Source organism: Roseateles amylovorans, assembly GCF_025398155.2.
Lineage (GTDB): Bacteria > Pseudomonadota > Gammaproteobacteria > Burkholderiales > Burkholderiaceae_C > Roseateles > Roseateles amylovorans.
Genome location: NZ_CP104562.2, coordinates 4,560,012 through 4,575,350, shown reverse-complemented (window position 1 = coordinate 4,575,350; position 15,339 = coordinate 4,560,012). Strand labels below are relative to the sequence as shown.

11 protein-coding genes are annotated in these 15,339 nt (G+C 66.2%); 7 read left to right on the top strand and 4 right to left on the bottom strand.

Annotation, left to right across the window (positions count from 1 at the left end; all coding sequences use genetic code 11):
• Positions 1-92: 92 nt before the first annotated feature.
• The 3 genes from N4261_RS18945 to N4261_RS18935 all read right to left on the bottom strand — a co-directional run bounded on the left by N4261_RS18945 (position 93) and on the right by N4261_RS18935 (position 3,387).
• Complete coding sequence (locus N4261_RS18945; RefSeq protein WP_261756826.1) at positions 93-1,682, bottom strand: ABC transporter substrate-binding protein; 1,590 nt, start codon at positions 1,680-1,682, stop codon at positions 93-95.
• 325 nt (positions 1,683-2,007) lie between these two features.
• Complete coding sequence (locus tag N4261_RS18940) at positions 2,008-2,448, bottom strand: hypothetical protein (protein ID WP_261756825.1); 441 nt, start codon at positions 2,446-2,448, stop codon at positions 2,008-2,010.
• A gap of 96 nt (positions 2,449-2,544) precedes the next feature.
• Positions 2,545-3,387, bottom strand: a complete 843-nt coding sequence (locus N4261_RS18935) for an isopenicillin N synthase family dioxygenase (RefSeq protein WP_261756824.1) — start codon at positions 3,385-3,387, stop codon at positions 2,545-2,547.
• Between the two features lie 501 nt (positions 3,388-3,888).
• Here N4261_RS18935 and N4261_RS18930 point away from each other — a divergent pair.
• The 5 genes from N4261_RS18930 (at position 3,889) to N4261_RS18910 (ending at position 11,711) form a co-directional block, all read left to right on the top strand.
• Positions 3,889-6,741 carry a 2-oxoglutarate dehydrogenase E1 component gene (locus N4261_RS18930; protein WP_261756823.1) on the top strand — a complete coding sequence of 951 codons (2,853 nt, stop codon included), beginning with the start codon at positions 3,889-3,891 and terminating at the stop codon, positions 6,739-6,741.
• A gap of 108 nt (positions 6,742-6,849) precedes the next feature.
• Positions 6,850-8,115 (top strand): 2-oxoglutarate dehydrogenase complex dihydrolipoyllysine-residue succinyltransferase, encoded by a 1,266-nt coding sequence (gene odhB, locus N4261_RS18925; RefSeq protein WP_261756822.1) that lies wholly within the window; start codon positions 6,850-6,852, stop codon positions 8,113-8,115.
• Positions 8,116-8,272: 157 nt separating this feature from the next.
• Complete coding sequence (gene lpdA, locus N4261_RS18920) at positions 8,273-9,700, top strand: dihydrolipoyl dehydrogenase (RefSeq protein WP_261756821.1); 1,428 nt, start codon at positions 8,273-8,275, stop codon at positions 9,698-9,700.
• A gap of 175 nt (positions 9,701-9,875) precedes the next feature.
• Positions 9,876-10,976 (top strand): cell division protein ZapE, encoded by a 1,101-nt coding sequence (zapE, locus tag N4261_RS18915; protein ID WP_261756820.1) that lies wholly within the window; start codon positions 9,876-9,878, stop codon positions 10,974-10,976.
• Between the two features lie 15 nt (positions 10,977-10,991).
• The gene (locus N4261_RS18910) at positions 10,992-11,711 is read left to right on the top strand and encodes a hypothetical protein (protein WP_261756819.1); all 720 of its coding nucleotides are present in this window, start codon (positions 10,992-10,994) and stop codon (positions 11,709-11,711) included.
• Between the two features lie 249 nt (positions 11,712-11,960).
• On the opposite strand, the gene N4261_RS18905 is transcribed toward N4261_RS18910, so the two are convergent.
• Complete coding sequence (locus N4261_RS18905) at positions 11,961-12,728, bottom strand: PP2C family protein-serine/threonine phosphatase (RefSeq protein ID WP_261756818.1); 768 nt, start codon at positions 12,726-12,728, stop codon at positions 11,961-11,963.
• 52 nt (positions 12,729-12,780) lie between these two features.
• On the opposite strand from N4261_RS18905, the gene N4261_RS18900 reads away from it, so the two are divergent.
• Both N4261_RS18900 and yoaA read left to right on the top strand, forming a co-directional pair.
• Positions 12,781-12,984 carry a YdcH family protein gene (locus tag N4261_RS18900; RefSeq protein WP_261756817.1) on the top strand — a complete coding sequence of 68 codons (204 nt, stop codon included), beginning with the start codon at positions 12,781-12,783 and terminating at the stop codon, positions 12,982-12,984.
• A 154-nt stretch (positions 12,985-13,138) separates the two neighbouring features.
• Positions 13,139-15,115 (top strand): DNA repair helicase YoaA, encoded by a 1,977-nt coding sequence (yoaA, locus tag N4261_RS18895; RefSeq protein ID WP_435532078.1) that lies wholly within the window; start codon positions 13,139-13,141, stop codon positions 15,113-15,115.
• The last annotated feature ends 224 nt before the right edge of the window (positions 15,116-15,339 follow it).

Genomic DNA, 15,339 nt, shown 5'->3' with positions numbered 1-15,339 from the left:
ACGCGGGGCGAATCTTTCGATCCGCCCCGCGCCGCGTGGTCTGCTATGGCCGGCGAGCCGGTATCAAGCGGCCGGTGACCGTCCGTCGTCGTTCACTTGACGGTGGTGAAGCGTGCTTCCGGCCGGTCGTTGGAACGGTGCGGCGTGTCGACGTTGGCACGCACCACCCACGGACGCACTTGATGGTGCAGCGGGATGAACAGATGCTGATCGCGTACCCGCAGCAGGGCGTCGCGCAGCAGGGCGTCGCGCTTGACGGCGTCGGTTTCGCTCTTGGCGGCATCGATCAGCTTGTCCAGTGTCGCATCGCTGACCTTGGAGAAATTGAAACTGCCGTCCGCGCCACCGCCGGTGCGGGTATGGGCCAGGGCCTGCAGCGAATAGAGTGCATCGCGGGTGGAAACGCCCCATCCCAGCATGAACAGCGGCGATTCGAAGCGCTGGAAGAGCTGGCTGTGCTGCGACATCGGCTGCGCCACCAGGCGGGCCTGGATGCCGATCTTGCTCCACATCGACACCACGGCCAGGCAGATCTCCTCGTCGTTGATGTAGCGGTTGTTGGGGCAGTTGAGCGGCACCTCGAAGCCGGACGGGTAGCCGGCCTCGGCCAGCAGCTTCCTGGCCTTGGGCAGATCGGGCGGCAGGGGTTTGTCGATGTCGGCGGCATGGCCGTTGACGCCGGGGGCGACCATCAGCGCGGCGGGCACCGACATGCCGCGCATGATGCTCCGCTTGATGGCTTCCCGATCGATGGCCAAGCTCAGCGCCTCCCGCACGCGAGCATCCTTGAACGGGTTCTTGCCCTTGACCGAGGCACCACGCAGTTCGTCGCTGCCCAGGTCCATGGCGAAGAAGATGGTGCGGGTCTCCGGGCCTTCGATCACCTTGAGCTTGGGGTCCTGCTTGAGCTTGAGCACGTCCTGCACCGGCACGTCGGTGAGCATGTCCACATCGCCGGTGACCAATGCCGCGACCCGGGTCGGATCGGATTTGATCGGCAGATAGCTCAGCTCGGTGATGTTGCCGCGCGGCTTGTCCCACCAGCTCTTGTTGACCTCCATCGTCACCTTCTGGTCGGGCTGCCAGCCGGTGATCTTGAACGGTCCGGTGCCGGACGCATTGCGGCTGGCGAAGTTCTCGTCCTTGGATTTGTAGTCTGCCTGCTGGGTGGCCTTGTTCTTCTCCGCCCAGGTCTTGCTCATGATGCGGAAGTCGATCAGATTGCGCAGCAGGATGGGCTGCGGCGCCTCCAGGATCAGGTCGATGGTGTAGTCATCGATCTTCTTGATTTCCTTGATGCCGGTCACATAGATCTGCATCGTGCCCTGCGGCTGGCGGATGCGCTGGAAGCTGAAGATCACATCGTCAGCGGTGAAGGGCGAGCCGTCATGGAACTTGACGCCGCGGCGCAGCTCGAAGCGCCATTGGGTGGGGCTGACGGTGGTCCATTTGGTGGCCAGGCAGGGCTCGACCTCCCACTGCTCGTTGTAGCGGGTCAGGCCCTCGTAGGCATGCTGCAGGATGGCGCTGGTGGTGGTGTGATCCTGCGAGTGGGGATCCAGCGTGAGGACGTCGTTCTGCGCCGCCCAGCGCAACGCCGCCGCCGAGGCGCCGCCCGCCGCGCCGAGGGCCAGCGCCGTGGCCAGGGCAACGCCCAGCCACGGGCGCGGTGCGCGAGGCATCGGGCGGGGCGTGCTGCGGTCCGATGGCGGTCGTGGTGATCGAGTGGATCCGGAACTGCAGGGACGGCGGAAAAGGCTGACCATGGGCATGACTCCTGGGGGCATTGGGGAAGCGCAGCCGCTCGGTTCGCGCCCTTGGGTTGGGATGGACCGGGCGTGGGTGAGGCCGCGCGTCCCTTGACGATGCAAGCGACGGGCCATGCTAGGGGACGCGCCGTGATTTCAGACTAGCGGTTGTCCGGAGGCGCGTGTCCCGAGTGGCGGGTTTACCGGGTAACGGGGTACCGGGGTAACAGGCTAACGGGGACGCAGATCCCTTTCCGGTTCACGGTTCCGTTCCCGTTCCCGTTCCCGTTCCCGTTCCCGTGCTCGTCATCGACGGCGGTGGGGTGTCGCGGTCGTGAGGGGCGGCCGGAGAGGGCGCAAGCGCGGCGATCGCCTCCAGGTCCGCATCGCAGCCGACGCCGGCGGCGATCATGCGCCGCGCCCAGCGCCGGACGAGGCGATTGAGCCACGCGTCCGGGCGGGCGCGTGGCCAGCCCAGATAGCGTGCGGGATGCACCAGCATGCCGCAGCGGTACTGTCGTGCCTCGGCCGACCACTGCAGCGCCCGACAGGCGCCGGTGCGACGGCCGCTGACGATCACCCCCACCGGGCACGGTTCTGCCAGGCAGCACAAGCCGCAGCCGTTGCACGGGGCACCCGGCGCGGGCTTGGGCGGTGCGTCCGGCTGCAGCCAGATCACGGTGGAAACGACACGGGCCATGCACCACTGTAGCGGTGCATGGCCCGTGGGGCTTGCGGGGATCCTGCCGCGGTCTTCAGGCGCCAGCGCTGGCACCGATGCGGGTCGCTGGCCGGGTCAGGTCTTGACGCCCAGCTCGCGCAGGCGCTCTTCCAGATACTCGTGCGCGGTGTAGCGGTCGGACAGCACCACGTCATTGCGGGGATGCAGGAACAGCGGCAGCGAGACGCGGCTCTTGGTGGCGCCGTCACCGGTCGGATTGACCACGCGGTGCTGGGTCGACGGGTAGTAGCCCTGCGAGGCTTCCTGCAGCATGTCGCCGATGTTGATGATCAGCATGCCGAAATCGCCGGGCACGTCGACCCAGGCGCCGTCCTTGTCCAGGACCTGCAGGCCGGGTTCGTTCGCCGCGGGGAGGATGGTCAGCAGGTTGATGTCGCCGTGGGCAGCGGCGCGCAGCGAGCCAGCGGGCTCCTGCCCGGTGAGCGGCGGATAGCGCAGCACCCGCAGCAGGGTCTGTTTGCTGTCCTTGATCATCTGCGAGAGCGGCTCGCGGTAGTTCTTCGCGATCTCCGCCGGGGTGTGCTGCTCCACCCAGGACAGCAGCTCCGCCGCCAGGTCGTTGGCGATGCGGTAGTACTGCATCGCATCGTCCTTCAACGACGCAGGAATACGGCCCCACGGATAGATGTGGAAGTATTCCTTGATGTCCTTCTGGGTATGGCCCTTGGCGGTTTCCGAGATCTCGGTGGAGAAGTAGCCGTCCTGCGTCTCCTTGGAGAACGCGAAGGCCTGCTTCTCGTCGCCGTTGAAGAAGGCCAGCCAGTCGGCGTAGATCTTCTCGACCAGGCTCTGCGGGAGGGGATGGTTCACCAGCACGCCGAAACCGGTCTCGTGCAGGGAACGGGTGAATTGCTCGGCCGCATCGGCGGCGCGGTAGTCGACAACTCGAACTTGCATGTGGGATCTCCTGTGTCCCCGCGGTCCGCCATTCAATCGCGGGGCGGAACCGCGCCGCGAAGTCTAGGCCATGCCCCCACGGATCGCAAACGTTTGGGACCGACTGCGGCACGCCACACGCAAAGGAAACGGCGGTAACACCGTGTCTCGTGCGGTTGCCGATGCGGGCGGTGGATGGGGTGTCGGCGCCCGCCCCGCAGCGCACGTTGTGGCTGTGCCTGACCGACTTTGCCTCTCTCACACATCGTGGGTACTGCGTAGACGGCGGGCGCGCACGCACCGGTGTGGTGACCTAGACTTTCCGTCGAAAAGTGGACGCCCGCGCCACAGCGCTGGATCAGGCAAGGTGCTACAGTCCCGCGCTGTGACTAGAGGTCCTTCCCGTCCCCTTTTCTGGCAACAGACAAGGCGGGTCGCAATCCGCCAACCGGTCAAGCCGTGTCGCGGAAGGTTTACTAACCAGCCGATAGCCCTGGAAGCCGGGGCAAGAGGTGAGCGAAGATGATGCAGCAATACAGGTCGAACTCCTACCTGTTCGGGGGCAATGCCCCTTACGTCGAGGAAATGTACGAACAGTACCTCGACAACCCGGGCGCCGTGCCAGACAACTGGCGTGCCTATTTCGATGCCCTGCAGCACGTGCCTGCAGTGGACGGCAGCGACAAGCGGGATGTTCCGCATGCGCCGGTCATCGAGTCCTTCGCCCAGCGCGCCAAGGCCAATGCCCTGAACACCAAGGTGTCCAGCGCGGAACTGGAAGTCGCGGGCAAGCAGGTCCATGTGCAGTCGCTGATCGCGGCCTACCGTTCACTCGGCTCCCGCTGGGCCGACCTGGACCCGCTCAAGCGCACCGAGCGCCCCAAGATTCCCGAGCTGGAGCCCTCGTCCTACGGTCTGACCGAGGCCGACATGGACATCAGCTTCAGCGCGACCAACACCTACTTCACCAAGGCCGAGCGCATGACCCTGCGCGAGATCGTGCAGGCCCTGCGTGAAACCTATTGCGGCTCCGTCGGTGCAGAGTTCATGCACATCACCGAGCCCACCGAGAAGCGCTGGTGGCAGGAGCGCCTGGAGGCGATCCGCAGCAAGGCCGCCTACTCGGCCGAGAAGAAGAAGCACATTCTCGACCGCCTGACCGCGGCCGAAGGCCTGGAACGCTATCTGCACACGAAGTACGTCGGCCAGAAGCGGTTCTCGCTGGAAGGCGGCGAAAGCTTCATCGCCTCGATGGACGAGCTGGTGCAGAGCGCCGGTGCCAAGGGCGTGCAGGAAATCGTGATCGGCATGGCCCACCGCGGCCGTCTGAACGTGCTGGTCAACACCCTGGGCAAGATGCCCAAGGACCTGTTCGCCGAGTTCGAGCACAAGGCCCCCGAGGACCTGCCCGCCGGTGACGTCAAGTACCACCAGGGTTTCTCCAGCGATGTGACCAGCCCTGGCGGCCCGGTTCACCTGAGCCTGGCGTTCAACCCGTCCCACCTGGAAATCGTCAACCCGGTCGTCGAAGGCTCGGTCAAGGCACGGATGGACCGTCGCGGCGACAAGTCCGGCGACCAGGTCCTGCCGGTGCTGGTGCACGGTGATGCGGCCTTCGCCGGCCAGGGCGTCGTGATGGAAACCCTGGCACTGGCCCAGACCCGCGGTTACTACACCGGCGGCACGGTCCACATCGTCATCAACAACCAGATCGGCTTCACCACCAGCGACCCGCGCGACACCCGCTCGACGCTGTACTGCTCCGACGTCGTCAAGATGATCGAGGCGCCGGTGCTGCACGTGAATGGCGACGATCCGGAAGCCGTGGTGCTGTGCACCCAGCTGGCGCTGGAATACCGCCAGCAGTTCAAGAAGGATGTCGTGGTCGACATCGTCTGCTTCCGCAAGCTGGGCCACAACGAGCAGGACACCCCCGCGCTCACCCAGCCGCTGATGTACAAGACCATCGCCCAGCATCCCGGCACCCGCAAGCTGTACGGCGAGAAGCTGGTGGCCCAGGGCGTGCTGGACGCCGAAGGTCCGGACGGCATGGTCAAGGCCTTCCGCGCCGCGATGGACGAAGGCCGTCACACCGTCGATCCGGTGCTGACCAACTACAAGAGCAAGTACGCCACCGACTGGAGCCCGTTCCTGGGCAAGAAGTGGACCGACAGCTGCGACACCGCGCTGCCGAGCGCCGAGTGGAAGCGCATCTCGGAAAAGATCACCACGCTGCCGGTGGGCTTCAAGGCCCACTCGCTGGTCGAGAAGGTGATCGCCGACCGCGCCGCCATGGGTCGCGGCGAGATCAATGTGGACTGGGGCATGGGCGAGCACATGGCCTTCGCCTCGCTGGTGGCGTCGGGTTATCCGATCCGCCTGTCCGGTGAAGACTGCGGCCGTGGCACCTTCACCCACCGCCATGCGGTGCTGCACGACCAGAACCGCGAGCGCTTCGACGAAGGCATCTACATTCCGCTGCAGAACGTGGCCGAAGGTCAGGCGCCGTTCGTGGTGATCGACTCGATCCTGTCGGAAGAAGCGGTGCTGGGCTTCGAGTACGGCTATGCCGCCGCCGAACCCAACACGCTGACCATCTGGGAAGCCCAGTTCGGCGACTTCGCCAACGGCGCCCAAGTGGTGATCGACCAGTTCATCGCCTCGGGTGAAGTGAAGTGGGGCCGTGCCAACGGCCTGACCCTGATGCTGCCGCACGGCTATGAAGGCCAGGGCCCCGAGCACAGCTCGGCTCGCCTGGAGCGCTTCATGCAGCTGGCTGCGGACAACAACATGCAGATCGTGCAGCCGACCACGGCTTCGCAGATCTTCCACCTGCTGCGTCGTCAGATGCTGCGCATGTTCCGCAAGCCGCTGGTCATCATGACCCCGAAGTCGCTGCTGCGTGCCAAGGATGCGACCTCGCCGGTGAGCGAATTCACCAAGGGCGAGTTCCGTACCGTGATCCCGGAACTGGGCACCGATTTCGACAACGCCAAGGTCAAGCGCATCGTGGCCTGCTCGGGCAAGGTGTACTACGACCTGGTGAAGGCCCGTGGCGACAAGAAGGACGTGGCCATCATCCGCGTCGAGCAGCTGTATCCGTTCCCGCACAAGGCCTTCGCCGCCGAGGTCAAGAAGTACCCGAACGCGACCGAGATCGTCTGGTGCCAGGACGAGCCGCAGAACCAGGGCGCCTGGTTCTTCGTGCAGCACTACATCCACGAAAACATGGTGGACGGTCAGAAGCTGGGTTATGCAGGCCGTCCGGCTTCCGCATCGCCGGCCGTCGGTTATGCCCACCTGCACCAGGAGCAGCTCAAGGCGCTGCTGGATCAGGCCTTCGGCAAGCTGAAGGGCTTCGTGCTGACGAAGTGAGTTATTGCGGACGCCAGGCGCCGCAATGACAACCGCGCCGGACGGTGATCCCGTCCGGTGCGGTCAGGCGCAAGGCTCCGGTTTACTGAAAACCGAGAGAAAAACATCATGGCAATCGTTGAAGTCAAAGTTCCCCAACTGTCGGAGTCGGTCGCGGAAGCCACCCTGCTGACCTGGAAGAAGCAGCCCGGCGACGCCGTGGCGATCGATGAAATCCTGATCGAGATCGAGACCGACAAGGTCGTGCTGGAAGTGCCGGCACCGTCCGCCGGCGTGATCACCGAGCTGACCGTGGCCAACGGCGGCACCGTGACCTCCGACCAGGTCATCGCCAAGATTGACAGCGAAGCCAAGGCCGGCGCCGCCGCCCCGGTCGCCGCCGCACCCGCACCGGCTGCTGCCGCGCCGGCTGCCGCTGCCGCGTCGTCGGACAGCACCAGCAAGGCGGGCGTCGCCATGCCGGCCGCTGCCAAGCTGATGGCCGACAACAACCTGGCCGCCGGCACCGTGTCCGGCACCGGCAAGGATGGTCGTGTCACCAAGGGTGATGTGCTGGGTGCGATCGAAGGCGGCGCCAAGCCGGCCGTCGTGACCGCACCGGTCGCCGCGCCCACCGCCCCGGCCGCCAAGCCGCTGCCCGCCGTGGCCGCGCCGACCGCCGCCAACCTGGGCGATCGCCCGGAACAGCGCGTGCCGATGAGCCGCCTGCGCGCCCGCATCGCCGAGCGCCTGCTGCAATCGCAGTCGACCAACGCCATCCTGACCACCTTCAATGAAGTGAACATGGCGCCGGTGATGGACCTGCGCAAGAAGTTCCAGGACAGCTTCACCAAGGAGCACGGTACCAAGCTGGGCTTCATGAGCTTCTTCGTCAAGGCGGCGGTGCATGCGCTGAAGAAGTACCCGGTGCTGAATGCGTCGGTGGACGGCAACGACATCGTCTACCACGGCTATTTCGACATCGGTATTGCCGTCGGCTCGCCGCGCGGCCTGGTGGTGCCCATCCTGCGCAATGCGGACCAGATGAGCTTCGCCGACATCGAGAAGAAGATCGCCGAGTTCGGCAAGAAGGCGCAGGAAGGCAAGCTGGGCATCGAAGAGATGACCGGCGGCACCTTCTCGATCTCCAACGGCGGCACCTTCGGCTCGATGCTGTCCACGCCCATCATCAACCCGCCGCAATCCGCGATCCTGGGCGTGCACGCCACCAAGGACCGCGCGGTGGTGGAGAACGGCCAGATCGTGATCCGTCCGATCAACTACCTGGCCATGTCCTACGACCACCGCATCATCGACGGCCGTGAAGCCGTGCTGGGCCTGGTGGCGATGAAGGATGCGCTGGAAGATCCGGCCCGTCTGCTGTTCGACATCTGAGCATGTCCACGGCGCGACCGCCTCGCGTCGTGGCCGCGGAGGCCACTCATTCCCCGCGCGGACTGTCCGCGCCTGGAAGGGGTGACCGCCGCGCCTGTTGAGGCGGTCGCTCGCGACGCCCCGGCACTTCGGGGTCTGCGAACAAGGAATCAAATTCATGAGCAAGCAATTCGACGTCGTCGTCATCGGCGGCGGTCCTGGTGGCTACATCGCCGCCATCCGCGCAGCGCAGCTGGGTTTCAACACCGCCTGCATCGACGAGTGGAAGAACGACAAGGGCGGCCCCGCGCCCGGCGGCACCTGCACCAACGTCGGCTGCATCCCGTCCAAGGCCCTGCTGCAATCCAGCGAGCACTTCGAGCACGCGGGTCACGGCTTCGCCGACCATGGCATCTCGATGAACGACCTGAAGATCGACATCGCCAAGATGATCGGTCGCAAGGACGCGGTCGTGAAGCAGAACAACGACGGCATCCTTTACCTGTTCAAGAAGAACAAGGTCACCTTCTTCCACGGTCGCGGCGCGTTCGCGGCGGCCAAGGATGGTGGCTATGAGATCGCTGTGACCGGCGCTGCTGCCGAAACGCTGCAGGCCAAGCACGTGATCATCGCCACCGGCTCCAACGCCCGCCAGCTGCCGGGCGCACCGTTCGACGAGGTCAACATCCTGTCCAACGACGGTGCCCTGCGCATTCCCGCCGTGCCGAAGAAGCTGGGCGTGATCGGCTCCGGCGTGATCGGCCTGGAAATGGGCTCGGTGTGGCGTCGCCTGGGTGCGGAAGTCACCATCCTGGAAGCGCTGCCGGCATTCCTGGGCGCCGCGGATGAATCCGTCGCCAAGGAAGCCGCCAAGGTCTTCAAGAAGCAGGGCCTGAACATCGAGCTGGGTGTGAAGATCTCGGCGGTCGAGAACGGCAAGGACGGCGTGTCGGTGAAGTACACCGATGCCAAGGGGGCCGAGCAGACGCTGGCGGTCGACAAGCTGATCATCTCGATCGGCCGTGTCGCCAACACCATCGGCCTGAATCCGGAAGCGGTCGGTCTGAAGCTGGACGAGCGCGGCGCGATCGTCGTGGACGGCGACTGCAAGACCAACCTGCCGAACGTCTGGGCGATCGGTGATGTGGTGCGCGGCCCGATGCTGGCCCACAAGGCGGAAGAAGAAGGCGTGGCCGTGGCCGAGCGCATTGCCGGCCAGCATGGACATGTCAACTTCAACACCATCCCCTGGGTGATCTACACCAGCCCGGAGATTGCCTGGGTCGGTCGCACCGAGCAGCAGTTGAAGGCGGATGGCGTGGCCTATAAGGCGGGCCAGTTCCCGTTCCTGGCCAATGGCCGTGCCCGCGCCCTGGGTGACACCACCGGCTTCGTCAAGTTCCTGGCCGATGCCAAGACCGACGAGATCCTGGGTGTTCACATCATCGGCCCGATGGCCTCGGAGCTGATCTCCGAAGCCGTGGTGGCGATGGAGTTCAAGGCCTCGGCCGAAGACATCGCCCGCATCTGCCACGCGCACCCGTCGCTGAGCGAAGCCACCAAGGAAGCGGCCCTGGCCGTGGACAAGCGCACGCTGAACTTCTGAGCCCCGGCTCTCGAACGGCGTGAAAGGGGCGGCGATGAGTCGCCCCTTTTTCCTTGACGGGTCGGCCCGTTGAAGCCCGCTCAAGCGCAGGCCCGATTGATCGTGAACCGAGCCTGGTTTGATCTCTGACGCACCGTCGTCGCCTCTTTCTCCGACCCCAGTCCTGACTACCCGTATGACCAACGTCACCGAGCTCTACCAGCAGACCTTGGCCGAACGCGGCTACACCGCCGATCCCGCGCAGCTGCGGGCCGTGGCTGCACTGCAGCGCTGCCAGGACGAGTGGGCCGACTACAAGGCCCGGCGCTCCAATGCCTTCAGCAAGCTGCTGGTGCGCCCGCCGCTGCCGCGCGGTGTCTACATGTTCGGCGGCGTGGGGCGGGGCAAGAGCTTCCTGATGGACTGCTTCTATCAAGCCGTTCCGCTCACCCGCAAGACGCGGCTGCACTTCCACGAATTCATGCGCGAGGTGCATCGCGAGCTGCAGGAACTCAAGGGTATTCAGGATCCGCTGGAAGAGCTGGGCAAGCGCATCGCGCGGCGCTTCCGGCTGATCTGCTTCGATGAATTCCATGTCGCCGACGTCACCGACGCGATGATCCTGCATCGGCTGCTGGATGCGATGTTCCGCAACCGCGTGTCGATCGTCACCACCTCCAACTTTCATCCGGACGGCCTCTATCCAAATGGCCTGCATCGTGACCGCATCCTGCCGGCGATCGAGCTGCTGAAGGCCCATCTGGAAGTCATCAACGTCGACAACGGCACCGACTATCGTCAGCGCTCGCTGGAGCATGTCGAGCTGTACCACACGCCGCTGGATGAGCGGGCGGAGCAGGCGCTCACCGAAGCCTTCGAATCCCTGGCCGAGGCGCGGGACGAGGATCCGCTGCTGCACATCGAGCACCGCGAGATCCGATCGCGCCGACGTGCGGGCGGCGTGGTGTGGTTCGATTTCCGGCAGCTCTGCGGCGGGCCGCGCTCGCAGAATGACTACCTGGAATTGGCGACCCAGTTCCACACGCTGATCCTGTCCAACGTGCCGGCGATGCCGCCGCGACTGGCCAGCGAGGCGCGGCGCTTCACGCTGCTGGTGGATGTGCTGTATGACCGTCGCTGCAAGCTGATCATCTCGGCCGAGGTGCCGGCCGAACAGCTCTACACCGAGGGGCCGCTGGCCCACGAGTTTCCGCGGACCGTGTCAAGGCTCCAGGAAATGCAGTCTCAGGAATACTTGGCGCTGGAGCGTCGGGACGTCGATACTTCATTGACCTGATGCACTCCTGACTTCATGACGCGCCCGACTGTCTTCTCACCGCTGCTCTCCCCGACGCTACGTTCCGCCCTGGGTGTGCTGAGCCTGTTGGGGGCGTTGGCCGCCAGTCCGGCCAGGGCCCAGGCCCCCGCCGACGTGCAGGTCCAGGCCCAGGAGGAAGCGAAGGAAGCGCAGTCCAAGGCCGCCCGTGCCGCCGAGCGGGCTCGGGTGGAAAAGTACTATCGGGACAAGCTGGCCGAATGCCATGCGCGTTTCGCGAGCACCGGCTGCGACGAGGATCTGCGAGCCGAGCGCATCCAGGCCCTTCGCCCGTTGCAGAAGGCCGATCAGGAAGCCAATGCCCGCGATCGCCAGCGTCGCGCGCAGGCCCAGCGGGCACGCGTCGAGGAAAAGGATCGGCAGGCCGCAGCCGATGAAGGTCGTCGCAAGACCGAGAGCGTGCGCGCGGCCGATCAGCCGGCCTCCGCCGCGGCTTTGCCGCCAGCCCGGGCGCCGCGGGCGAATCCGCAGTTCCATCAACGTCAGGTCGATCGCGAGGCCGAAGCGGCGAAGCGAAAGGCGGCGGCCCGACGGGAAGCGGCCGAGGTCCGTCGCCAGCAGGCGGAGGAAAACGCCCGTCAGGCCGAGGCGCTGCAAAAGAAGCGCGCCGCCAAGCCGGTGGATCCGAAGCGCCCGGCGCCCGCCCATCTGCCCACGCCCTCCGCCTCCGACATCCAGGGACTGCCCCCGCGTTGACGCGGTTCGACGCGGACCCGTTTGCCTGGATTGCCTCGATTGCCTGGATGGGCCGGATGCTCCGGACTGTCGAGACTCCTGGGGCTCTCCGGTTGTACCGGCTGAACCGTCCCATCGGCCGATCCGTCGTTCCATCGACCTGACCAGCGGCGTCAGGGCAGCAAAAAAGGCGCCTCGGCGCCTTTTTGACATTTCAGTTCCCCGCTGCGGCCATCCGGGAGGATGCCGGCGCGGAGCAGGGGACCGGTGTCACTCCATCGGATCGAGGCGGACGATTGCGATCGACAGGTTGTCGCCGGTGCCTTTGGCGCGCTGGCGGGCCTTGCTCACAAGCAGCTCGGCGCCATCGCGCGGCGGCAGGCTGTGCAGCACCGTGCCCAGTTCAGCGGGCGTGAAGTAGTGCCAGAGGCCGTCGCTGCAGGCCATCAAGCTGTCGCCGATCTCCAGGTGCTCGATGGTGGATTCCACCGGGGTTGGTTCCTGCACCGTGCCCAGGCAGGCGGTCAGCAGGTTGGACTGCGGATGGACCTGGGCTTCTTCCTCGGTGATCTGGCCTTCGTCGACCAGCCGCTGCACATAGGACTGGTCCAGCGACCGCAGCTTCATGTTGGGACCGCGGAAGTGGTAGAGCCGCGAGTCGCCGGTGTGGATCCAGTGGCAGCGCCGCTCGGCCGTGACCATGAAGCCGGCCAGGGTGCTGTGCGGCTCTTCTTCCGCCGAGATCGCGGTCAGGCGGATCATCAGATGCGCTTCGGAGACGATCTGGCGCAGCAGCTCGGCTTCGTCTTCCTCGCCGGGGACGAAGCGCTCGAACAGCTGCTGGGCGGTGAGGATGACCTGGTCGGCTGCCTTGCGGCCGCCGCTCTTGCCGCCCATGCCGTCCGCGCAGATGCCCAGGACCCAGCCGCTTTGACGCGGATGGGCCATGATCTGGACCTGGTCTTGTTGATACAGGCGATCGCCTCGATGGATGCCGGTGGCGGCGTTGAGGCGATAGCCTGGGGATGTGCGACTCATCCCAAAACTATAATCGCCCGGCCCGGCCTTTCGGTCGAGTGATTCCCCCCGCATGGATGAACAACTTCACTCGCCGGCCCGCCGTCTGATCGAATTGCGCATGGCGCATGCCGAATTGGACGACCGCATCGACGTCTTGTCCGACCTCCAGCCGGCCGATGAGCTCTCCCTGCGACGCCTGAAAAAGCAGCGTCTGGCCCTGCGTGACGAAATCACGCGGCTGGAGCTGGCTGGTGATCCCGATGAACCCGCCTGAGACCGATCACCCCCTTGCGGACGCCGCCGCGTCCATCCTCACGCCTTGGGGCGACGACGACCCGGATGAGCTGGCCGCACTGCTGGCTGGTGCCTCCGAGGCGCCGGGCGAGTCCGCATTCGCGACGCCTGCCGCGCCCGCGAGGGCCGATGCCATGCGGCCTGGCGAGCTGGAACAGGCGGTGGTGGCAGCGTTCGACATCGGCGGGCCGCTTTCACGCGCCGATGGCGCCTATGCCCCACGCGAACCCCAGCAGCGCATGGCGCAGGCCGTGGCGCAGGCCATCGCCGCGCGCGAGACGCTGGTGGTCGAAGCCGGCACCGGTGTGGGCAAAACCTTCGCCTATCTGGTGCCTGCGCTGCTGTCCGGCGGACGCACCCTGATCAGCACCGCCACCAAAAGCCTGCAGGACCAGCTGTTCATGCGGGATCTGCCGCGGCTGCTCGACACCTTCGCGCTGCCCCTGCGCGCCGCGTTGCTGAAGGGCCGAGGGAGTTACCTCTGCTTGCATCGAATGCAGCAGGCGCGCCACAGCGCCGAGCTGCCGGATCGACGGGCGGTGGCGCAGCTCGCCCGCATCGAGCGTTGGGCCCTGCAGACCCGCACCGGTGATTTCTCCGAGATCGATGGCCTGGATGAGCGCTCGCCGATCATTCCGGTGGTCAGTTCGACGCGCGACAACTGCCTGGGTACCGAATGTCCGTCCTATCGGGACTGTCACGTGGTGCGGGCACGGCGCGAGGCGATGGAGGCGGACCTGGTGGTGGTCAACCATCACCTGTTCTTCGCCGACATGGTGCTGCGCGACAGTGGCGTGGCGGAGCTGCTGCCCAGCGTGGAAGTGGCGATCTTCGACGAGGCGCATCAACTGCCCGAGGCCGGGCTGAACTTCCTGGGGCGGATGCTGGGCAGCGCCGCGCTGTTCGACTTCGCCCGTGACGCGCTGGCCGAAGGCCTGTCCCAGGCCAGAGGTTTGCAGGAGTGGCAGGAAGTGGCCGCCGGCGTCGAGCGCGCGGCCCGTGCGCTCCGCCTGGCCTGTGCGGGTGGGCGAGAGCTGCGCGGCATGCTCAAGCTGCGCTGGAACGAATGTGCAGGGCAGGCGGAATTCGAGGCCGCCTTGACGCAGTCGGCACAGGCCCTGGAGCAGGCCATCGACGCCCTGGCGGCGGTGATGGAGTCCAGCCCTGATTTGCATCGCCTGCATGAGCGGGCGGCCGAGCTTTATCAATTGGCGCTGCTGTTTGCGCGGCCGGCCGATCCGGGGGCGGTGCGCTGGGTGGATGTCGGCGTGCATCAGGTGCGTCTGGTCGAATCCCCGCTGGATGTGCGTGAGGCCATGCAGGAGCAACTGCAAGGCACGCCCAAGGCCTGGATCTTCACCTCCGCCACCTTGGGCGAGGATGAGCAGCTCGGTTGGTTCACCGAGCAGACCGGCCTGGGGGACTCCCGCACGCTGCGCGTGGGCAGTCCCTTCGATTACGCATCGCATGCCCGCTTGTATGTGCCGCGTCATTTCCCCAAGCCGTCCGAGCCGGATCACGGTGAATCCGTGGGATTGCTGGGTGCGCGCCTGGCCGCTCGGCTGGGTGGGCGCACCTTCATCCTGACCACCACGCTGCGCCAGTTGCAGACGGTCTCGGAGGTGCTGCGCCAGCGCTTCGACGAAGGTGGGCATCGCATCGAGGTGCTGGTGCAGGGCACCGCCCCGAAGCGCCAGCTCCTGCAGCAGTTCGTGCAGCAGCCGGCCTCGGTGCTGGTCGGGTCGGCCAGTTTCTGGGAGGGCATCGACGTGCCCGGCGAGGCGCTGCAATGTGTGCTGATCGACAAGTTGCCGTTCCCGCCGCCCAACGATCCCTTGGTGGAGGCGCGGGTGCAGCGTCTGGAAGCCGAGGGCCGCAATGCGTTCACCGAATACTTCATCGCCGAAGCCGCCATTGCGCTGAAGCAGGGCGCGGGCCGGCTGATCCGCACCGAGACCGATCGCGGTCTGCTGGTGGTGTGTGACCCCCGGCTGGCGGCGTCGCACTATGGGCGGCGTCTGCGGGACGCGTTGCCGCCCATGACGCAGGTGGCCGACGAGGCCGGTGCGCAGGCGTGGCTGGCCGAGCTGGCGGCGTCGCACAGCGATTGAACGCGCCGCGTGGGCGCTGCGGGGCATGCGGCGGACTTCCGGTGGCTCGCGCCCGCGCATTCATGTACGAGCAGGGCGGAAGGGCCTGGATGGAGTGGGCGACGTGATGGGTGGCCGGATCATGACGGCAGGGTGGCTGCGTGTCGGATGCGTGCCTGATGCCGTTGAGGGGCGCGCCGGTTGCGTCGATTGCGTCGATTGCGCCGATCGGCGAGGACCTCATC